14 protein-coding genes are annotated in these 23,234 nt (G+C 42.4%); all 14 read right to left on the bottom strand.

The window, feature by feature from the left end; all coding sequences use genetic code 11:
* Positions 1 to 24: 24 nt before the first annotated feature.
* The 14 genes from ACR63N_RS06055 to ACR63N_RS05990 all read right to left on the bottom strand — a co-directional run bounded on the left by ACR63N_RS06055 (position 25) and on the right by ACR63N_RS05990 (position 23,225).
* Positions 25 to 678 carry a hypothetical protein gene (locus ACR63N_RS06055; protein ID WP_367103352.1) on the bottom strand — a complete coding sequence of 218 codons (654 nt, stop codon included), beginning with the start codon at positions 676 to 678 and terminating at the stop codon, positions 25 to 27.
* A 205-nt stretch (positions 679 to 883) separates the two neighbouring features.
* Complete coding sequence (locus ACR63N_RS06050) at positions 884 to 1,372, bottom strand: hypothetical protein (protein ID WP_472782593.1); 489 nt, start codon at positions 1,370 to 1,372, stop codon at positions 884 to 886.
* 751 nt (positions 1,373 to 2,123) lie between these two features.
* Entirely contained in the window at positions 2,124 to 4,652 is a 2,529-nt protein-coding gene (locus ACR63N_RS06045; RefSeq protein ID WP_367103354.1) for a DUF3141 domain-containing protein, read from the bottom strand.
* A 244-nt stretch (positions 4,653 to 4,896) separates the two neighbouring features.
* The gene (gene phaC / locus ACR63N_RS06040; protein WP_367103355.1) at positions 4,897 to 7,029 is read right to left on the bottom strand and encodes a class I poly(R)-hydroxyalkanoic acid synthase; all 2,133 of its coding nucleotides are present in this window, start codon (positions 7,027 to 7,029) and stop codon (positions 4,897 to 4,899) included.
* Between the two features lie 205 nt (positions 7,030 to 7,234).
* The gene (locus ACR63N_RS06035) at positions 7,235 to 7,831 is read right to left on the bottom strand and encodes a phasin family protein (protein WP_367103356.1); all 597 of its coding nucleotides are present in this window, start codon (positions 7,829 to 7,831) and stop codon (positions 7,235 to 7,237) included.
* A 119-nt stretch (positions 7,832 to 7,950) separates the two neighbouring features.
* Positions 7,951 to 8,706: an acetoacetyl-CoA reductase gene (phbB, locus tag ACR63N_RS06030; protein ID WP_367103357.1), complete on the bottom strand. Its 756-nt coding sequence runs from the start codon at positions 8,704 to 8,706 to the stop codon at positions 7,951 to 7,953.
* 633 nt (positions 8,707 to 9,339) lie between these two features.
* Positions 9,340 to 13,620 (bottom strand): ATP-dependent RNA helicase HrpA, encoded by a 4,281-nt coding sequence (gene hrpA, locus ACR63N_RS06025; RefSeq protein ID WP_472782592.1) that lies wholly within the window; start codon positions 13,618 to 13,620, stop codon positions 9,340 to 9,342.
* A 210-nt stretch (positions 13,621 to 13,830) separates the two neighbouring features.
* Complete coding sequence (locus tag ACR63N_RS06020) at positions 13,831 to 14,148, bottom strand: hypothetical protein (protein WP_367103359.1); 318 nt, start codon at positions 14,146 to 14,148, stop codon at positions 13,831 to 13,833.
* A 1-nt stretch (position 14,149) separates the two neighbouring features.
* Complete coding sequence (locus tag ACR63N_RS06015) at positions 14,150 to 14,749, bottom strand: DUF1543 domain-containing protein (protein WP_367103360.1); 600 nt, start codon at positions 14,747 to 14,749, stop codon at positions 14,150 to 14,152.
* 35 nt (positions 14,750 to 14,784) lie between these two features.
* Positions 14,785 to 16,248 (bottom strand): guanine deaminase, encoded by a 1,464-nt coding sequence (gene guaD, locus ACR63N_RS06010; protein ID WP_472782591.1) that lies wholly within the window; start codon positions 16,246 to 16,248, stop codon positions 14,785 to 14,787.
* 177 nt (positions 16,249 to 16,425) lie between these two features.
* Complete coding sequence (locus ACR63N_RS06005) at positions 16,426 to 17,544, bottom strand: XdhC family protein (protein WP_472782590.1); 1,119 nt, start codon at positions 17,542 to 17,544, stop codon at positions 16,426 to 16,428.
* Between the two features lie 13 nt (positions 17,545 to 17,557).
* Positions 17,558 to 20,158, bottom strand: coding sequence for a xanthine dehydrogenase molybdopterin binding subunit (gene xdhB, locus ACR63N_RS06000; RefSeq protein ID WP_472782589.1), 2,601 nt, complete (start codon positions 20,156 to 20,158; stop codon positions 17,558 to 17,560).
* Positions 20,155 to 21,888, bottom strand: coding sequence for a xanthine dehydrogenase small subunit (locus tag ACR63N_RS05995; protein ID WP_472782588.1), 1,734 nt, complete (start codon positions 21,886 to 21,888; stop codon positions 20,155 to 20,157). The genes xdhB and ACR63N_RS05995 overlap by 4 nt, the downstream gene beginning before the upstream one ends.
* Before the next feature lie 647 nt (positions 21,889 to 22,535).
* Positions 22,536 to 23,225, bottom strand: a complete 690-nt coding sequence (locus ACR63N_RS05990; protein ID WP_367103365.1) for an aldehyde dehydrogenase family protein — start codon at positions 23,223 to 23,225, stop codon at positions 22,536 to 22,538.
* Positions 23,226 to 23,234: the final 9 nt, after the last annotated feature.

The following is a 23,234-nucleotide window of genomic DNA, read 5'->3' as shown; positions in this document are numbered from 1 at the left end:
GCTATTTTTTACGCGATATGGAAATTAGCGCAATATGCTGAACGGATCAGTAGCTTTGGAATTGCTATTTTTAGAAGGAGTTGGTTTCTTGATAGGTGATGCTTTTGGTGTAGCTTTTGGTTTTACTGCTGCCTTTTTCTTAACAGGAGCAGATCGTGCCTTTTTCTTTACTGGCGTACGACGATGAGCACTTATTTTACTCTTCGTCTTAACAGCTTTAGGTTTGACAATAGGCGCTGGCGGCTTTGGTAATGACTCATCGTAATTAAAGCCATAAACCTCACCGTATATTTTGCTGAGTGCATACTGATAGTCTTTTAAAAATTCGGCATCGACATCATCGGTTAAGTACTCAGCCTCTAATTGACTCTCTGAGACAATCGCACTGCTATTTAGCAATATTTTTTTAAGCTTAGGCGTGCTCTGACCTAAATCTACTGCTTCGCTTGCTGCGTAAACGGCGTAAGCGTAATAGCCATTGTTATAATAGATTTGTGCCAGAATCTCCCATGCTAGGGAGTCTTTTGGATTAAGGGCGATTCTCTGGTTTAGATCAGTAATAAGTGCATGAAGTTTAGGAGATTTCGCATCAGTATTTTTAAGCGCTGCATACTGATTGACAATACTCGATTTTGGGTCTTTTTCCTGAATGGACAGCTCACTATGTGCCGTATTCATAGCTACCCCCATAGTAACTAGCCCTGTCAAAATAGCTGTAGATGGTTTGATAATGCTTCTAATATTTTTTTTAATAAAGTTCATCACAAATCGTTGCTCACTATTGGTTGAATATTGATGATAGTGGATCAATGTTTTTGCTCACTCAAAGATGCTACTGTTTTGAAACTGCTTTACTTTAAAATAGCTTCATTTCAAAAATGAGCTAGTCATCTGAAGCATTAACTAAAGTTGTCATGCTAGTTAATGAACTTTTAAACCTATCTTTGTCACTATTACTCATCAGTGTATTGTCATGGTAGGAGTCAATACTATTTTCAGTCACCTTAACTGCTGATAGCATAGCGAGCTGACGTGCTGCTACAAGCTTGTTATCCACACTTAGAGCTTCGTTAGCAGCTCTGAGTGCTCGCGCGTAGTGTTTTGATTGGAAATTGTCTTTTGCTATGGTTAGCCATGCTTCTGATGAGAGTAGCCTAGTGTTACCTACCTTTGTTGAGTCAACAAGATATGCAAATGAAGGTTCATCAAGCTGACTTTTAGTAATAACTGTATTTGTCACAACAGATTTACTGAGTACTGGTTTAGCATCTTTTTTCGCTGCTGATCCGCAAGCTATTAAAAATGAAGAGGTACTCAGCATTATCACAAGCGAGCTTATAGTACGGAGCTTGACGTAGTTAATATAGTTCATAAGGGGCACATTATTATTCACTAAGGAAAAAATAGAATAGTTAATCAGCAAAGTAGTCATACAAAGCGATAAGATAAAAATAAACAAATATCAGTTATTTTATAGATAGATTATACATAAAGTTGACAATATTTCAATAAAATATTTTTTTAGGGATTAATATTGTAAGAATCATCCATTAAAATATTATAATCCCTATACTCTTTATGTGAAGGCATCTTTCATGACTCCTTACTTACAGACGGTTAATTATAAATAACTAACTTTTACTTACTTTTTCTGTACTTTTTTTAATACTATGTTAGTTAAATACTGTAAGTTAGAATATAATCACTAATAAACTACTGTTTATTAGTGATTATATTATTATGGACGTAAGTTGAATTTTATTAAGTATTACGTACGAATACTGGTGAGACTAGATGAACTTTCACAGTAGATTAAGGCAAAGAAAAGTCTAGTAGTGAAAAAGGGTTAAAAGAGGGTTCGGACGCGCACGGATACACGGTCAGATGAGCATGATTGATGACAGAGGCAGAGGCAGAGGCGATAAAGTATTGGCAGCATTAGGGGAAGAAGTTATTAGTAGTGATAGTTTTTACTGAACCAACAAAAAGCGAATGTAACCAAAAGCATAAACTTAATAGCTGTTTATACGCTTGGTCACATTCGCCTTCATTTTTATTGCGTCGGTTCTATCTATAACTTTGTGTCGATGCTTAGATCTGTGCTCAAACTTCCTATTGAAGGTTTAAGGTTTGATATCAGCATCTTTTAAGTCTAGTGCAGCTTTAATACGTTGAATGATAGATAAGGTAGCAGGATTGCGGTCTTCTGCTTTATTACCCACCACGTAACGCACTAATTTAAGAGCTTTGATACGCTCAGATTTGTCTTTTATTAAAGTGCTCAATGCATGTATAGACTCATCTTCAGCAAAGCGCACGATAAGCGTCTGAGTATGTATCATGGCGGCCAGTTCAGCTGGTAATAAGTCAGTAAAGGGTTCTTGTTCAGTCAACACTTCCGTCAAACGCATAAGCTGATCACGGTCTATGTTGTTGTCAGCCACGATGTTGCTCAAAATTAGCATACGTACTACCGCTTGGCTAAAACCACCTTCGGCAATCTTAGTCAGTGCCTTCTCAACCTTTGGCAACTCGCGTAGGTCGTCTTTGTCCAAGAGACGACGTGAGCCTACTGATTGACCATATTGACGAAACCATGGCATCGTCCAAATTCCAAAGAATAGACTCTCTGTACATCTACCTTGCCAATCTCGCCAAAAGTCGAGGGTCATTCTGACACTATCCATAAACATCTTCTCTACTTGCAAGAACAGATTATCTTGCTGCAAAGACTCGATAGCTGGTAATTTTATTTGTGCATAAACATCAGAGGGACGATGGGTTTCTTCAGTTTTTTGGGTAGGGACAAAGTCTTGATTCTGTTTTACACCGACTGTATTGGTGACTACCTTGTTCAAATTACTGGTCGCTACGGCTAGCGGATTCTTACTACTCCATAAACTTCTTTGTAGTCTCAGTGGATGCATGCTACGTAACAGTTGAGCAGAAGTTTCATTGCTCATAGCTTTCACTAGTGGACGCAAGTTATGCTCATAAGCTTGGGCTTGCGACATAGAGTAGCGATGCACCGCCTTAAAGGCTTCTTCATCCGTGCGATTTTCTCCTATCGCTTGACTTAAGTCTTCAAAAGTACGACGTTTTAAATCAACGGTAAAAGTCTTCTCTTGTCCTTTTCCTTCAATATGATCAATGTCTAATTCATACAGACCGGGTGGCAGCACTTCAATCATATCCATAATTGAGGCAATACCGGTATGCTCACGATTGGCTATATTTGAGCTGACAAAGATACCCAAGTGACCCACTTGTTCGTGAATCATATAGATAATACGTTGACCACAAACCTCAACATCTCTCTCATCACTGTAAGCGTCTAAGATCCATGACAATGCTTGCTGCGGCGGAGTAATATCATCACCGCGTGAGGCAAAAGCAATAATTGGGGCTTTTATATTGCGCAGATCAATATTCACCCCTTTTTCTAACTGTCCAGTATTGCGTGCAAGGCGATTACCGATAAAGATATTTTCTACGATCCATTCGATCTCTTTATCATTCATCAAAAAGAAACCACCCCACCAGCGCTCAAAATCAAGAAAACGCTTACGGTTGGCTTGTGGGTTTTTATATAGATCGTAATACTTGCCCACATAATTACGATAAGGGGTCATTTTTTCAAAATTATCAACCAGTGCCGCTCCATCAAATACGCCATTATTCAGATCAGCGCTAAGCATAGATAGCCAAGTACCACCATTGACACCAGCTTTGTAGCGCATAGGATTAATCCCAACCTCTCCGCTCCAAGCTGAAACAGGCGCGCCATTCATCACAATAGGACCGGTAATATTTGGATTGGTTGCCGCTAAAATGAGCGCAGCCCAGCCGCCTTGACAGTTACCAATAATGACCGGCTCTTCTGCATTTGGGTGTCTTTTCTCTACTTCACGAACAAACCTACCCTCAGCATAAGTGATATCAGCAATAGTTTGTGTGGGCTCTGGCAGACGTTTAAATGCTACAAAGTAGACCGGATGCCCTTGATTAAGAGCGACCCCGACTTGGCTTTCGTGTTTAAAGCCGCCGATACCAGCGCCGTGCCCCGCTCTAGGATCGATAATAATATAAGGACGATTATTGTCATCGGTAACAATACCTTCAGGTGGTTCTATTCTTAGTAAAACATAGTTACAGGGGCGTTCAAAGTTGCTGGCATCCATGATAACTTGATAATCATAATCCAAGACCGGCGGCGCGCCTGCTAATTCATGTTCTATAAAAATATCACCACGCTCTTTGAGCACATCAGCGGTTTGTAGTAAGCGTTTACTACTATCGGCACTATAGCTTAGCCATTCTTGCCATAGTCTCTTTGGGGTATAAGTCTTTTGCCAACTGTTTGTGATGGCGTCAATATCATTATTTAGTATCTGTACATTTTTTTGAATCTGTTGATGATTTTGTTGTAAATGCTTTGAGGTCACATCTATTAATAAATTGGCACTTTCTGCTTTATAGGAACTTTGGCGGGTAAACTCTTCTATAGTACTTTCACTTTTACGAAATTGATTAGTGATTAGATCCTGAAAGTTTGGTGTAGAACCTGTAATTGTCCGATGCGGATTGTCACGGCTGAGCCATACTTCAGCTTTGTTTGGGTTTCCAATATTTTCTTTGATGGTATCTGACATAGATATTTCCGGTTTCAATTTAAGAATTGTAGCTTTCACATATTATATACACTTGATTACTTTTTAACCAGTGTTTAAATAATAAGCTTATATGTTAGATATTGTATATAGTTTGTAGCCTACGTCAAGATTGATAATAACATTATAAAACAATAAGTAAGAAAATAGCATATATGTGACAGCAAAGAAAAGAGGCTGTATAGGATACTATACAGCCTCTTTTTGGTTAAAGAATAATTCGAAACTATATATCCACTGCACCTAAGGCTTCATCCGCCCTGACACGTACATATTTGCCTGGAGCATTACCCAGTACTTGCCACTCTTTACCTGTATGCTTGATACCAGGCTGTCTACTATCTACTTTGCCTGCACTATGCTTTTCGATCCAGTCGCTCCAATGCAGCCACCAGCTCTCATCCTGTTTTTCTGCTTTTTCATACCATTCATCAGGATCTGCAACATAATCCTCGTGGGTATAAAAGCCATATTTACCTGTTGGCGGGTTAATAATACCAGCAATATGTCCTGACTCACCAAGTACAAAAGTGACATCACTACCGAGCACTTGTGTCGCCTCGTAACTGCCTTTCCATTTAGCGATATGATCTTGCAGCGTTGCTACAACGTAGGTTGGCGTAGTCACTTTTGAGAGATCAATTTTTGCCCCGTCAAAGTTGAGCTCGCCTTTTTTAATCATCTTATTGCCCACGTATAACTCACGCAATATGAAGCTATGCAAAGCGGCGGTGACGTTGGTGCAATCAGAGTTCCAATATAAAAGATCGAAAGGTACAGGGCGCTCGCCTTTTAGATAGTTTTGTACATAGTAATTCCAATATAAGCTGTTCTCTCGCAGTAAACTAAAAGCAAGACCCATTTTACGACCATCAAACACACCTTGTTGATCCTCTTCTTGCTCAAGAGCCTTGATCGTACGCTCATCGATGAATACGCCTAAATCGCCAGGATCACTAAAATCAAATATCGTCGCCCAAAAGGTTGCACTAGCGATACGATCAGCTTGCTTATTCTCAGTCAACCAAGATAAAGTCAATGCCAATAGCATACCACCGATGCAATAACCGATGACATTAGCGTCTGGCTCGCCAGTGATTTCTTGCACCACGTCTAAAGCTGCTAGTAAACCCTCGTGCATATAGGTTTCCATTCCAACATCTTTGTATGCTGGAGTTGGATTGGCCCAAGAGATGACAAATACACTGTGACCTTCATTTAATGCCCAGCGGATATATGAGTTCTCCTCTCTTAAATCCATGATATAAAACTTATTGATCCATGGCGGTATAATCACTAAAGGACGTTTGTTAACTTCAGCGGTAGTCGGTGTATATTGAATCAACTCAAACATACGATTGCGAAAAACCACTTTACCGGGTGTGGTAGCGATGTTTTCGCCAAGCTGAAAAGCGTCACTATCAGTCATACTGATACTAAGCATCTGTGAGCTTTTTTCCATATCTTCTGTGAGCTGCTCAAATCCTTTTATCAGGTTTTGTCCGCCTGACTCCATAGTCAGTCGTAGTACCTCAGGATTGCTCCATAAGAAGTTACTAGGCGCAATAGCATTTAGCCACTGACGAGTAAAAAACGACAAACGCTGACGGTTTTTATCATCAATACCTTCAGTGTTATCAATACTCTCCATAACACTATTAACCATGAGCAGATAACTTTGTTTCAAAAAATCAAACATAGGATTGTCTGACCAATCCTCATCTTTGAAGCGTTTATCCCCTTTCTCAGGGCGGACAAGAGGTTCTGTTTGATGGCCTGATATATTCATTAAAGTGTTTTGATACAGCTGAAACTGCTCTTGCCACAGATTCATTTGTTGCTCTACTAACGCAGTAGGCCTTTTATCAGTCACGCCCGTAGTAAAATGTTGCCAACCATCTATAAGATTAAACATAATGGATTGACTGATACTATAATCGTGACCAACGTGTTTTAATGTCTCGCTAATAAACTTTTGAGTCAACTCGTTAATAGCTTCTATATGGATGCCAACGTTTTGGTCAGTACTATTTAGGTTCTGCCATGGGTTTGATTGCTGAGAGGTAGGGTCCTCAGCACTATTAGGCATCATAAGTTGACTAAAATTATTTACTGAATCTTGCCATAGCTTCATATTGGCTTCGAACGGATTTGAAGTTTGGCTAGGCTGATTGAATAAAGACTGATTGAATTGATTGATTTGGTTTAACTGATCTAAATACTGTTGGCCAAAACTTCTAAAGATATTGTTGAAGTCGTCTTGGTTATTTTGGTAGTCTTGAGTATTTGACTCGGTCGACGACTTATCCGCTTGATCATCAAATTTTTGATTGTCCTTATCAGACCGTTGATTGCTCATATTAGTATCCCTATCAATATCTAGTTTTTACAAAGGTACAAGTTTATAAACACTACTATTACAACGAAAAAAGGTGGGAGAACATTTTCTACCCCACCTTTTAAGTGTTTCGACGCTTACATAATATTACACTGGTGACAATCAATAAGAAAATTAAAAAATAATTAATCAGATGATAAGTCACTATCAATTATCATAATTACAGCTACTTACTGGTTGATTTACTAGTAGTGTTGCTATCAGTGTTAGATGACTTGCTAGCGTTAGTAGAACTGTTGTTTTTGCTAGTAGCATAACTTGCTGCTTTTGAAGCTTGTCCAGCAGCCTTTGAAACCTGCTCGGTTGCCTTTTCAGCCATTTTGCTTACATTTGCAGTATATTCTTGAGCCGTTTTAGAAGCTTGATCAGCAGTTTTCTGCATATTGGCTTGGATCTGCTCATTAGTTTCGCCGTAAACTTCACCCATAACGCGCATAACTTCGTCATGCATGTTAGTACCAAGCTCTGTCATACGCTGAGCGTCTGCTAACATTTGCTGGCTAATAGCATTAAGCATTTCTGCTTGATTGGCTTTAAAATTTTCAGCAGATTCTGGAGAATCAATATCAGAAACTTGACGCATGTTTTTCAGGCCGATCTCTGAATAAGATTTGATAGTGTTAAGTGAAAACTCAGTCATCATTTCAGCATTTTTTAAAAACGCCTGATTCAACTTTGTCCAAGGCTCAAACATTTTTTGAGCATTACCGTTGAATTGATTCATATAATTTTTCATTTGTTCTTGAGGTGATGGTTGTGACATATTATTTCTCCATATGAGTGTGATTAGTATATGTGTAATTACGAAGCAGATATTATAAAGTTATCCGTCTCATAATGATACTTAGTAATGTAACAAATAAAACTTAATTAATACTTAAGTTAAGACATATATTGGCCGCCATTAACTGATATAGTTTCTCCTGTGACAAATATAGCATCATCACTAATAAGATACATACAAGCGGCAGCAATTTCTCTAGCACTAGCTAAACGATTCATCGGAATAGTTTCTTTAATTTTCGCCATAATATGCTCAGGTACAGTTTCTACCATAGGAGTATAGGTATAACCAGGTGCGACGACGTTGGCATTGATTGATGAAGGAGCACCCTCATATGCTAGAGCCTTGGTAAAACCAATAATACCTGCTTTAGCGGCCGAGTAATTAGTCTGACCATACTGACCACGCAGTCCATTTATCGAGCTGATATTAACAATACGGCCTTCTTTTTGCTCTAGCATTTTTACAAAGACCGGGTGGACGATGGTATAAAGAGAAGTTAAGTTAGTGTCAATCACTTGCTTCCACTGCTCGAAACTCATCTTTTTAAAGCTACTATCACGGGTGATACCAGCACCGTTTATAAGAGCATAAATACTATCGTACTTGTCAATAGTTTGCTGGATTGTTGCCATTGCTACTTCATGGTTACTTAGATCAACAGCTACAAACTCAAAACTCTCAGCGTCAAAACCATTATCATCACACCATTTTTTTGTACGTTCTGGATCATCCTTGCTCAAAGTTGCAATAACATAATAATTATCCGCTAGTAGTTTTTCACAAATAGCCGTACCAATACCTCCAAGAGCCCCTGTTACTAACGCGACTTTCTTACCTGATGGTTGTGGCATAAAAACCTCCTTGTTTATAACTTTTAGATTTGAACTACATTTATACTATAACATCATTATACAACATGACCATATCGTATTGGTAATAACTCACTAGTATTTGTATGGATTTAGTCAAACAATTAATAATTATTTTATGCTTGGTAGTTTAATATATAGTTAAATCAAATCCTGATCTATGGAATTTACTTTTTATAAGATATAGCCATAATACAAACAGTTGTTGATATATAAAAATAACAGCATAAAAGTAAGCATTATAAATTTTGTAGAATAACTTTTTAATTTGACTACTCAAACAATTAATATTTTATATAAAAAATATCGTCTCATTTTATATGTTCTTTATTAAAACTAAATCAATTTAATTTTTGTTGATAAATTAAAAAGTATAATTTTATTCTAAAAAGATACGATGAGGTTAGAATGTAGAGATTAATAGATTATATGCACACTATTTACCAACCTTATAAATATAAAAGATCTACTCTAGTCCATATTCATAAAAAGCTTCCTTCTGAGCTGATCTCATAGGAAGCATGTTTACGATCGTAAGCTACGAAAGAACGAGAAGTATAGGAAAGCTTTATTTTAATATAAGGGCAAACCTATGGCTTTTTAGTACGTAGCTTTTTAATTCATTCTATCCCACATTTTATTCAAACGCTTAGGCGATACCGCCATGCGGGTTTTCATCGGCTGGGCGAACAGTTGAATACGATACTCTTCAACCATCCAGCGATATTCGCTAATAGCGGCGTCGCTTGCACGATTGACCAAGCGCTCCATATGTACATCCAGTGCGTAAACGCCTTCAATATCTGATTCTAGATTATGCTCAAGGCGTTCAATACGAACCTCTAATGCCTCCAAGTAGCGAGGATACTGCTGCCAATGACTATAATCCATACGGTAGATAAAATCCGCTAAATATAAATCCGAAAGCTGGTCTTCGATATCATCGATAGACTCGCCAAATATCTCGCGATCAAGCATAAGCAGACTTTGGCGAATACGTTGCCAGCGCGTATAGACCTCTTTGAGAGTTTTGATGACTTTTTGACCGGTTAATAAAAAATTACTGACAACAACTTCTTGAGTTTTTCTATATTCTTCGAAAGTAAAAGGCAGCTCCTCGCTTAGTTCAACAGCAGCACTATCCGCACTTTCAGGCAAGTCAGTGCTGTGGTCAAACAACACATAATGCTCCTCTAAAGTCGCATCTAAAGTGGCATCAATGACAATGGTTTTGAGCTTTTCCATATCGCCAAGGGGTGCAAAGGCCAGTTTAAATATCTTGTCGATTTGGCTGGTAAGCTGTTTTTTCTTCGCACCAAGCTTACCTTTGATTAAGGTTAAAACACCAGTGCGATGCGCTTTTAAGGCGGCATTGACATCCGTATAATGATGAATCGATACCGCATCCCCAGCCTCATCAGCAACCAGAGCGGAGAACTGCTTCATCACTACGCCGGCACTATGGCGGTTTTTACTAAAATTATAGTGCTCAGGGAAGTCAGTATGCACGCCTTGCTGTTCATTCACCGCTTGACTGGTCTCACTGGCATGGCGAATTTGTAAAGTTTGCAGGTCACGACCTTTTTCAATGACGCGGTTTTTGTCATCGACTACAGAGATTTGTGGCTGCAAATAACGGTCAATACTGGACGGGTCAAAGTCATCAGGGGTCACTGACATGATGCCACGACGAGCCAGCGCGTGGCACAGTTGCTTGAGCAAACCTTGCTCGGCTTCTATTTGTAACTCATCAAACAAGCTATCGGCAGTATCCGGTATCGGTACAATTTGACGACGAATGTCTTTGGGTAATGACCTAAGTAACTGCAATACCAACTCATAACGCCAGCCTGGCACGCCCCATAACAGCTCAATAGCATCCAGCTGTGGCAAAGCAGCAAGAGGCACGCGAATGGTCACGCCATCATCGTCGCTGGCTGGATCAAAAACGTAGCGTAGCGGCAATCGTAAATCGCCTAACTGCCATACCTCAGGAAAGTCACCAGTGGTTGGCGCTTGACTATTAAGTACGTCCTCATCAGTGAAGAATAGATATTTGTTATTGCTCTTCTCCACCTCAGCGCGCCAATCTTCAAAGGCTTTACGGCTAGCAACATGCTCGGGGATTTTTTTATCGTAAAACTGATATAGCGCCTCCTCATCGACCAACAAATCACGGCGACGCAGCTTATCCTCAATACGCTCAACGTAGGCAATTTTATCCATATTATGCTGCAAGAATGGCGCTTGTCGACCTAAGTTACCCGTGACTAGACCATCACGGATAAAAATTTCTCGTGACTCGCTCAAATTGACTTGCTCATAATTTGTCAGCTGCTTACTGACAATTATTAAGCCAAATAGGCTAATCTGGGCATAGGCTTTGACCCGTCCCGTTTTCTTCGACCAATGCGGCTCAAAGTAATGGTATTTGAGCAAGTCGCCCGCCGCCGAGATAATCCATTCCGGCTCTATTTTGGCGACATTACGCATAAACACTTGCGAGGTCTCCACCATCTGAAACGCCATCACCCAAGGCGGTGTTTGTTTAAATACTGTACTTGAGGGGAAAATTTTGGCCTTTTGCTGACGCGCGGCCAGATACTCACCGCGATTTTCAGTCTTATGGGCAATAGTGGATAATAACCCAGTCATCAAAGCACGATGCAAATGCGCATAACGTACTGCCTTAATTTCCTCATCGTCAACACTGGTAGGATCGTTGTTAAGCGCATCCTTACCGTTGCCTTTGTCAGCAATTAGCTTAAGCTCGGTGACCATTTGTAGCAGCTGGCGATGAGTTTGATGCCATTCACGCACGCGCGGGAAGCTTAAATAATGCTTTTTGGCAAACTGGCGGCGCTGATTGTTGGACAGTTTATTGCCGTCCTCGTCTTTTTCAAACAGCGCTTTCCAAAGGCTTAAATAGAACAAAAAGTCGGAGTCATCTTGACGAAATAGCGCATGCTTTTGATCTGCTTGTTGGCGTTTGTTGGCTGGACGTTCACGCGGATCTTGCACCGCTAGAGCGGCAACCACAATTAGCATCTCACGCATACAATCAAAGTCGCTACCGCCGACCAGCATCCGCGCCAACCTCGGATCAATGGGCATTCGCGCCATCTGCTGACCAGTGCGAGTCAGACGCAGATGGTCGAGACCTGATTTACGTTTTGACTTAGCGCTTTGATTCGAAGAAGCCTGTTCACTTTTAGAGGGAATTGCGCCCAGCTCATCAAGCAGTTTGTGACCGTCTGTTACTAAACGGCTATCAGGCGGCTCAATAAAATCAAAATCATCAACACTGCCTAAACGCAAATTAGCCATTTGTAGGATGACCGACGCCAAGTTGGTACGCAGAATTTCAGGCTCGGTAAATTCAGGACGGCTGGTAAAGTCCTCCTCAGAATACAGACGGATACAAACGCCCGGTGCAATCCGGCCACAGCGACCTTTACGCTGATTGGCAGCGGCTTGCGAGATAGCTTCAATCGGCAAGCGCTGCACGCGCGAGCGATACGAGTAGCGCGATATCCGCGCAAATCCTAAGTCAATCACATAGCGGATACCGGGCACGGTCAATGCAGTCTCGGCAACGTTGGTGGCGATAACGATGCGCCGACCCCGACCTGAGGGCTGGAAGATACGCTGCTGCTCTTCATAAGTCTGCCGCGCAAATAACGGCAACACTTCGGTGTGCTTGGGCCCATGCTGCTCAAGTACGTCTTGTAGCTCACGAATCTCCGCTTCGGTGGCGGCAAATATCAAGATATCTGCTTGATCGGCATGACCTTTATCTTGTGCATCACTGAAACACTCCTCGACCGCCGCGACCACAGCACGCGGCAGGTTCTCTTCAAAATCATCGTAGCTGTCTTCATCAGAGCTGGTCACTGGCTCATCGGTGAGCGGACGATAGCGCACTTCGACCGGGAAACTGCGCCCTTCGACATTAAAGATGGGCGCAGGTACGTTGCGTTTAAGCTTGTTATCATAATAGCTAAAGTATTCACTAAAGCGCTTGGTATCAAGGGTTGCCGAGGTGATAATCACTTTTAAATCAGGACGCTTAGGTAGTAGCTTTTTTAAATAGCCCATAATAAAGTCGATATTGAGGCTACGCTCATGCGCCTCATCGATGATGATGGTGTCGTATTTGTTTAAAAACCTATCGTGACCCAATTCGGCGAGCAAAATACCATCGGTCATCAGCTTGACCACCGACTGAGCCGTACCTTGCTCGTTAAAGCGAATTTTAAAGCTAACGGTATTACCTAATTGCTCGCCCAGCTCTTCAGCGATACGGTTGGCAACACTTCTGGCCGCTAGTCGTCTGGGCTGCGTGTGCCCAATTTGCCCCGTGATACCGCGCCCTGCCATCATAGCCAGCTTAGGCAATTGGGTGGTCTTACCGGAACCTGTCTCCCCTGCCACGATAATGACTTGGTTATCAATAATCGCTTGCACCAAATCATCAGCGCGTTGGCTGACCGGCAAATCAAGGTTTAGTCTATCAGGCAAATTCTCAGGAATACTATCGATACGCGCCTGTACCGCTTGCTGTGAACGGGTTTTTATCTTGTCATATTGGGCGCGTTTTTTGGCGAGTTCTTTTTCAAGTTTCTCTTGCTTATCATCGACAGCATTATCATCGTTACTCGCGCTGTTATTGGCATTTTTATTAGATGCTTGGTTTTTAGATGCTTTATTTTTTGAAACAGCGGCGCGTGCCAGTTCACGCTCAAGACGGCTGAGATAGTGCTGGTCTTTGACGAGTACAGGCAAGCTTTCAAAGTCGTTGTTTTCAAAGTCGCTGTTAGAGCTGCTGGCGAAATTACTATCGGAGTTTTTTGAATTTTTCTCGTTATGAGGCATTGCTATTGAAGTATCAGACATATTTTGCTTAGGCTATTTATTGTTTGGAAGTGCTTAGATTATGGGGCTAATTGGAGCTTGCTTCAAGGTGCTTATGATGTGTAGTTGGCAACTATAAACGCATCACCAATTGTTAAAACGCTCGGTTAGAAGCTCTTCAATGTCATCAGTCATAAGCTCAAACTTAAAATGATCTAGCTCTATCTAAGCGATCAGAGCATACTGATTTTTTCAGTCACTACTCGTATAAATTACCTGTTGCTTACTAGCCGCCTCAGTAAAGAAAGTCTGCACCTTGTGCAGTGGTACCCTAGGAAAAGGCAAACGCAGCGAGAGTATTAAGCGCTCAAACGCGACCATCTCATCGGCTAGTTCTTGCGCAATATCAGGCTCGATCTGTGGATTGTCATAAAGATTGTCAATCAGCCACGTTAATTGTGGAAAATCTGCATTATCATGAATCTGATAAAGGGTGGGTACTAAATCATCAGGGATTCGGCAGCGCGTTTTGCGAATCATACCGTTTTTAAAGTACATATTTAAAGCCATATTATTTCAACTTTTTTAAGTTTTTAATGCTTAGATAGCCGACATATTCCTTATCATCAGCGTTTATAAGTTCATAATTATCTTGAGCAATAGGTTCAATTAATAGCTGGACGTTTGAGATAAGGTCATTAACGTTGTAAATATCATCGATATCAACTTCAAACTTATCGTCGATGTGGGAAGCGGCATTAAAAGGTGAGTCTTTATTTTTAAAAGTGAACGCTTTATAAAACTCACTTTGTTTAGCTTGTTTAATAGCTTCGGCTTGACTGGTCGCTACAATAAGTAATTTAAAATGAAACTCTTCAAAACTGCCATGCTGATAGCCGCCTAAATTGATGAAGAACAATTTTAGACCGTTATCGTCTTTTTCTGAATGATTTGATTCGTTGGTTTCGACCAATTTGATACTATAATCATCAACTTTGGTGATAGCACGATACGAATCAATGTGCCATTTATTTTTAACCTCAGGCCAATGACTATTGATATCTGATATCAATTCATTAACATGATTGGCGACTCCAAAGAACATATCGTGCTGCTCAACCAAACGACCTTTAGGACGACCGCCAAGTTGTATCATAAATAGTTTTAGCATAAAAAATGACCTTGCAAAACTTTAATTTTAGTAACTTATGACGAACCCCGACGATAACGACTCAACCCAGCAACAACCGTCTCATTAACGACTCTATCAACACCGAGCATCATCAGCACAAATAAGCGCTCTTCAAGCGTTTTGGTTTGCGCCATACGCCGCTCTAACAAAGGCGTCGCTGCCATATCTAGCACCACAAAATCCGCTTCCTTATTCGGCATAAAACTGCCAATTTTATCATCCAGTAGTAACGACTGCGCATTGCCTAAAGTAATCTGATATAAGCCTTGATGGGCGGAGAGTTGATTGTTTTGTAATTGCTGAACTTTGTAAGCTTCATTTAAAGTCTCCAGCATCGATAAACTGGTGCCCGCGCCCACATCGGTAGCGATACTGACGCCGGTATAACTCAACGTTTTAGGCAAATCAAATAGCCCACTACCCAAAAACAAATTGGACGTTGGGCAATGCGCTATTTGCGTACCCGTCGCGCGCAGCCTCTCATATTCTGAAGTTTCAAGATAAATACCATGTGCTAAAGTACTATAACGACCCAGCAATCCCATATCTTCATAAACATCCAAATAGCCTTTATGATGAGGATAGAGTTTACGCACGAGTGCCACTTCATCACGATTTTCGGCCAAATGCGTTTGTAGATAAACGTTATCAAAACTAGCATACAGCTCGCCGGCCATCTTTAGCTGCTTTGGCGTTGAAGTAATGGCAAATCTTGGGGTAATGGCAAAATGTTGACGACCGCGCCCATGCCATTTATCAATCAAATCTTGCGCATCTTTTATACTTTGTTCGGCGGCCACGCACAGATGCGCCGGCGCGTTTTGGTCCATGAGCACATTACCGGTAATCATGCGCGTATTTAAGCGCTGACTTTCGGTAAAAAAGGCTTCTGCGGACTCAGGGTGACTGGTGGAGAATACCAAAGCACTGGTGGTGCCATTAGCCAGTAGCTGCTTTAAAAAGAACTGCGCCGTATCATGGGCGACCTCTGGATTAGCAAAATTGGCCTCGGTCACAAAGGTATAATTATTAAGCCAGTCCAAAAGCTGCTCACCATAAGCGGCAATCATGTCTATCTGCGGATAATGCACGTGAGTATCGATAAAGCCCGGCATAATCAGCTTATCCTGATAGTCGTGAATCTCTACTGGCTCGCCGCTGTGTTTATCATCGCTATTAATATTACTGGCATATTCAGCCAATATCGTCTCACTGCGACCATAATCTACCATCAAACCCGTCGTATCATCGACAACCAATGCCCCATCAGCGATATATTCAGGATAAACGTTCACCCCTGCGATAACTGGCATAAGAGCAGCGCTTTTATCGACACTATTTTTATCAATGCTGGTTTTATCAACAGTAGCTGTTTCAGACTGGGTAGCAGCAGTATTAGACACAGTTTCTGAGCGTTTAGCCACATCGTCTTCAGTAAGGTAATGCAGCAGCTGCGCTTGGTAGATATGTAGGGTCATTTATAGGTCTCGTAGGGCATAGTGCTTCTAATAGGTAAGAAGTAAATTAATACATTAATATCAACGTGCTACTGGTATAGATTTTACTTGCGTGCTGTGCCTTCGCAGACAGAGGCTGCGTAAAATCTATACCAACAGCACTGTAACCCTTCTAGAGTCAATCAATTATATGGTCAATTAACCTTGATGATAATGCTGCAAAATCTGGGCAGCGATAGATACCGCAACCGCCATCGGCTCTTTACCGCCAATTGGTAGCCCAATGGGCATGGTTAATTTATCCACCAGTTGCTGACTATAACCGCGCTGTAGTAAGCGGTCTTTAAAACGTTTGGCTTTGGTCGCTGAGCCAATACAACCGACATAAGGAGTTTTGGAGGTTTTTGCAGATTCATTATTGGTTTTAGCATTATCTATAGTGTTTTCTGCATCCGCAATGACATCTAAAGCCGCACGTGCCAGCTCAAAATCGAGGTTATGGTCGTGAGTCATAATAAGGATAAAACGCTGACCGCCTTGCTTAGATAAAGGTTTAAATGCAGGCTCAATAAAGGGGCGGATAAAGTCTACCGGTTCTTCATCAATATGCGCACGGATATGCGCAGGAAGCTGGTAACGGGGGGACGGATTTGCAGTAGAATCTTCATTGTCTAAGTCAGTGTGGTTAGTTTTATTATTAAAAGAGCTAGATTGCTGCGATGAATTAGCGCTGTCTGAGTTGCCCAGTAAATAAGGTTCAAACCGCTCCGCACGGCTATCTACCCAGTCCACTTGGCAAGGTAATTCTGCCAATACCCTCATCAAAGCCGCGGCCACGTGACCGGCGCCAAAGACCAAAATCGATAAAGGCGGCGTCACGTTAAAACACTCAAACATCACGGTGACGCTACCACCGCAGCACTGCGCCAATTTTGCCCCCAACGGATAGTGCTTGGTGTAAACGTTATCACGGCGTACGGCTTTGGGGTTTTCAAAGTCGGTATGGCTATCGATATTAGTCTTAGTATCGTCAGAATCAACGTTTCCAAGTTTTTTACTTCTGGAAATGCTTTTTTTAGGTTGATTACTATCTATCTCCCCTTTAAGTAATTGCCTTGCCGTGATCACTACGTCATGCTCAAGACCACCGCCGCCAAGTGTATCGCAGCAAGCATCAATGGTGATAATCATCTTAGCTTGTAGCTCGCGCGGCGCTGAACCGTTGACTGCAATGACAGTTGCCAAAACATGCGCGGCTCCCGTCTGCTGATAATGCGCCAAAGCCTCATACCAGCGCGCCAGTATAGGCTGCGTCATCGTTGACCCAAAATTATTCACTGTGCGCTGGGCCTCGAGCCGTTGATACCTTAGGATTTTCTACCGCGTCCGGCTGCTCATCAACCAATTTACCTATCGATTCGGGCGGGTTGGTATCTTTGGCATGAGGCACTTGCTGCGGCTTCATGTCATTATCCTTGTCTACATGACCATCCGCGCTATATTCATCGTCATTATTAAGACTGTCGATAGTATCAATAGTGTCAACCGTATCTTGGTCTGCTGCCGACGCTAGCTCCCACGCCTCGCCTTGCATACGCATCACCGCTTTTAATACCGCCTCGGACGTAGCGGGCATGGTCAGCTCTGGATTTTTCTTATAGTCGCCCAAGCTGGCAATAGCATTATTAATGGCGCACCACACGCTGGCCGCTAGCATAAAGGGCGGCTCGCCTACCGCTTTGGAATTATAAATGGTCTGCTCGCTGTTTTTGCGGTCAAACAATTTAACCTGCCACTGTTTGGGCAAATCATGCGAGGTCGGGATTTTATAATTGGCAGGGCTGTTAGAAGCCAGATTGCCCTTTTTATCCCAAGTCAGCTCCTCAGTGGTCAGCCAGCCCATCCCTTGTATAAAGCCGCCTTCAATCTGACCAATATCGATAGCCGGATTAATCGACTGCCCAACATCGTGCAAGATATCGCAGCGCAGCACTTTATATTCGCCGGTTAAGGTATCAATTTCAACTTCAGAACACGCTGCGCCTAAGGCAAAATAAAAGAAGGGTCGACCCCACGCTTTGGAGCGATCATAAAATATTTTCGGGGTTTTATAATAGCCGGTAGAGGATAAGCTGATACGGTGCTGATACGCCAGTAACACCAATGCGGCAAAGCTCAGATTTTCTTTATCAGCGATTTGTACGTGGTTACGCTCAAACTTGATGGCGTCCGCTGCCACTTTAAAATGCTCAGCGGCAAAAGCAAGCAAGCGCTCTTTGATAGTGATACAAGCGTTTTGTGCCGCTTTACCGTTGATATCAGTACCTGATGATGCCGCTGTTGGCGAGGTATTTGGCACTTTATCAGTACGAGTCGCGGTAACTTTTACCGTATCCAAATCAACCTCGAACTCATTGGCGACGATTTGAGCGATTTTAATATAGAGCCCCTGCCCCATCTCAGTACCGCCATGATTGACCTGAATAGTGCCATCGGTATAGACATGCACCAAAGCGCCAGCTTGGTTTAAAGTCTGTACGGTAAAGGAGATACCGAACTTGACTGGTGTTAGTGCTATCCCCAAACGCTTATCGCTAGCGTCTTTTTCGGCTTGTTTATTCGCATCTATAATGTGCTGACGACGCTTAGCATAATCACAGTCTTTTGCTAAATTATCCATAAGCGCTGCTAAATCAAAATGCTCAATTGGCTGCCCATAATGGGTGCTTTGACCGTTTTGATAAAGATTGGTCAGGCGCACTTGCAAAGGGTCTTTACCCAGAGTATAGGCGATATCATCCATCATATATTCAGCGGTCATCAGACCCTGTGGCCCGCCAAAGCCGCGATAAGCGGTGTTTGATACCGTGTGGGTTTTGCAGCGATGACCAGCTATTTGTGCCGCTGGATAATAATAAGCGTTATCACTATGGAACATTGCTCTATCAACAATAGCATCGGATAAATCTGCCGAATAACCGCACAGCGCCGAGAGCTGCATATCAACACCGAGCACTTTACCCGACTCATCAAAGCCAACCTCGTAACGATTGGAGAACTCATGACGTTTACCGGTCACCACCATGTCATCTTGACGGTCTAAACGCATGCTCACCGGTACATTATGGCGCTTGGCTACGATAGCGCTCAGGCACGCCCACGCTGCGGCCTGCGTCTCTTTGCCGCCAAAGCCGCCGCCCATTCTACGCACGATACTACTGACCGCGTGAAAAGGTAGGTCGGTAACCTCGGCTACCAGCTGCTGCACCTCGCTGGGGTGCTGCGATGAGGTATACACCTCAAGCCCGCCATCATCCGTGGGCACGACGTAACATACTTGCCCTTCTAAATAAAAATGCTCTTGGCCTAGCATATGAATGTGCCCTTGAATACGCTGAGGGGCATTACCCAAAGCGCTTTTAGCATCGCCACGCTGCATAAAGTGGCTTGGGCGTACAAACTGCTCTTGCTTTAAGGCTTCATCGATAGTGAGTAGCGCCGGCAGTGCTTCGTATTCTACCACCGCTTTTAGCACCGCCTGTTTTGCCACTCGGTGGCTGGTTGCAGCCACCGCAAATAAAGTCTGACCTACGTATTCGGTGACCTTATCCACCATTAAAGGCTCACCGTCAAACACCGCACCAATATCGGTTTGCGCAGTCAAATCTTTAAAAGTGATAACGTCCACTACCCCATCAGCCGCTTTGACCGCGCTTAAGTCCATACTTAGTACGCGCGCATGAGCATGGGTACTTTTACCTACGGCCAGATGCAAAGTGCCTTCTGGTTTTAAAATATCATCCACATAAGTCGCCGTACCCATCACGTGGCTAATGGCGCTATCGTGTTTGGCGGAGGTGCCGATTTTATTTTTCGGCGGGCGCACGCGGCGGATACTGTCGCTGTCAAAAAGGCTAGAATGATGGCTCATGAGGGTTCTCTCTGTGCTAATCTTGCCGCTATTAATTGCTTGCCGCACTTGATTAATAAGCGCTGCACCACGTGCATCCGATATTCGCGGCTGGCTCTGACATCCGTCATTGGCGTGACATCTTTTGGCAGTGCTTGTGCGGCCATCGCAAAGCTTGCTATATCTAAAGGCTGTCCAGCCAAGGCTTGCTGGCAGTTTTCAGCTAATAACGGAATCGCTGCCATACCGCCTAGGCCGATTTTTGCTTGCGTAATCGTTGCATTATCCGCTGCTAAATCAATTCTTGCCGCCAATAAACAAGCCGAGATATCATCTTCATAACGCTTACTGATTTTATGAATAAATAAATGCTGGTTATCCTGCATTAGCGGTATATGCACCGCGACAACATAGCTTCCTGCGCGTAATTTGGTCTTTTTATAGTCTAAGAAAAAGTCCGCTAACGGGATGATTTCATCGCAAACCTGAACCTCATCATTATTTTCATCAGTAAAGCCACAATGACGCAGATGGATACGCGCCTCTAGGGCTAATAATACTGGCGGTAAATCGCCGATTGGAGAGGCATTGGCGACGTTGCCACCCAGCGTACCCATATTACGAATTTGTGGAGAGGCCGTTCTGGCAAATAAGTCCGCAAAAGCAGGGAAATGGTGCTCGAGTATCGGCAGCATCTGCTGATAAGTCATACCCGCGCCAAAGGTGAGCTCTTGAGTTATAGCTTGCGCTGCTATTTTATTATCATTCGAACTATACGTTAGATTATCCGTTTCAGCATTATTTGACTCAGACAACGACCATACTTTTAGCTCATTAACCGCTGACAGCTGAATAATGGTCTCATGGTCAAGCAAACGCTGGGTAATACTTAGTCCTAAATCGGTACCTCCTGCCCAAAGTATTGCTTCTGGATATAGCGCTACTAACTGATTAAGCTCGTCAATCGACTGGGGTATAAACAGCTGCCGCGTACCATAGCTAAGGGCAGGCTTAATGGTTGTCGTTTGCACGGTTGATTCAGTACTGTTGTCAACTTCAGCCCGTGTGGTTTTGTTTCCCATTGCATCTATAGCATTGACAGCTAGACTATTGGTCGTTAAGTCTTGTACTTTAGCTTGAGCAGCCACTTCTCGCTCTTGACCGATTTTCTCCATCGTCAGACCGGCATCAATAATTGGTCGATAACCGGTACAGCGGCATAAATTACCCGATATCGAGGCGACTATCTCATCATAGCTAAATTCCGTATTGCTATTGTTCCTAGCATTTTGACTTAGAGTCTTTTGACTTTGAGACTTTTTTTGCAAACGTTTATTTTCGTATAAACTTGCCAGCGACATCACAAACCCAGGCGTACAAAAGCCGCACTGCGACCCATGACAGTCCACCATAGCTTGTTGAGCGGGATGTAATAGCGCGCGCTCTGGATGATGTTCAGGGTTATCGGCTAAATAGGAGGCGGTAATAAGATGCTGACCATCCATTAGGGATAGCAAAGTAATGCAGGAATTAAAGGTATAAAAAGGCGTATCAGTATTATTTCTGCTATCTTTGCTATTTTGAGTCGGCAAACGCTGCGCCATAATAGTACAAGCGCCGCAATCACCACTACCGCAGCCTTCTTTGACATCGGTTTGCCGTGCGTGTAAACGCAGATACTCTAGCACCGTGGTGTTAGGATTAAGGTGGTTTATTTCGTGGTACTTTCCGTTAAGATAAAAACGAATCATGGCGTTGCTCGGCTGTCAGAATTAAAATATAGAAGATTAATTTTTACTTCTTATTAAAAAATAATGTTAATAAAGTATAAAAGTCATCTATTAAAGTGCAGTTGTCTACATAAGATGACACTGTCTCTCAGTAGTATTTGACTCTTTTTCTATCTAGCAAATTTTATATCTTAGAAATCATCACATCTAAATCAATACGGACATTTATAGGTGTAATGAATAAGCTGACTGCCATCTGACTTGCGCAAGCTTAAACGAATGATGAAAAGTGCTACAATTATGGTCTAAATAACCAAAAGCAGCGGCATAGGTTGAAGTGAAGACTCTATAGTTAACATAAAGTTAAGTAGTATTCTTTGTTAGGGTCTGTTGAATAACTGACCACTTAGTTAACTTATATCATATTATCACTATATTTATTTATCTTACAACTTAAAAAATAGTATTTTCGCTACGATATAATTGGCTATTTAAAGGGTTTTCTTTACCAATTTTCATTCGTAAAGCTATACTTATTAATAGCTATCCATAAACAAAAAACGGCCAGTATCTAATTAGCTTATAATTAGATACTGGCCGTAGCTTTCGAGTTGTTTCGATTACTTTGGCTATTTTAATAAGTTAAGTTGTTTCATAGCTTAATAACATTAAGTCCCAAGCTCAAGCAAACTAGCATTACCACCAATAGCGGTGGTATTGATGGTTCTGACCCGTTCAGTGACAAAACGGTACAGATAATCGGACGTCAGCATGTCTGCCAAGGCTTCCATATCCGTCACTGCAATCACTTGCGTTAAGATACCATCAGTATTAGCGAGCTCTTGGCTAATAGCTTGCACCTCAGCCGCATTGCCTGCTACCGCCACTTGCGCTAAGCGCTCCATATGTAGCAAAGTAACCGTTTGTGAATCATTAGCCACGCTTAATACATCATCGCTGATACCAGACTCATAAAGCACTTTGGCGGCTTCGGTACACATCTCGCTTTGCTCTGGAAAATGCAATATTACCTCATTGCCGGTTAGTAGTGCAGCGATAAGCTGACCCAGTACAGCCATAGTTTTGGCCGATTCGCTACCAATGACCATCGTTTTGCCGCGCGCGGTGAGATATAGCTCATTGGATTCGCCCGTAGCACCGCTCATAAGCTCTACCTCATCAAGCTTGGGCGCAAAGCTCAATAGGTGATTAAACAAGCGTTTTGCTTTATTGGCATCACCTGTCAGCAATGCCAATTTTGGAATAGCCGCTTGCAGATAAGCGGCGCGATTGATAGCGCCCAGTAGTCGCCACCCTTCACAAATCTGCGCATGATTTTTTTTAAATTCGGTCGCCATGTTGCTACT

It is taken from the genome of Psychrobacter sp. M4, assembly GCF_055699795.1.
The sequence above is the reverse complement of the archived record's forward strand: the minus strand, read 5'-3'. Positions and strand labels throughout refer to the sequence as shown.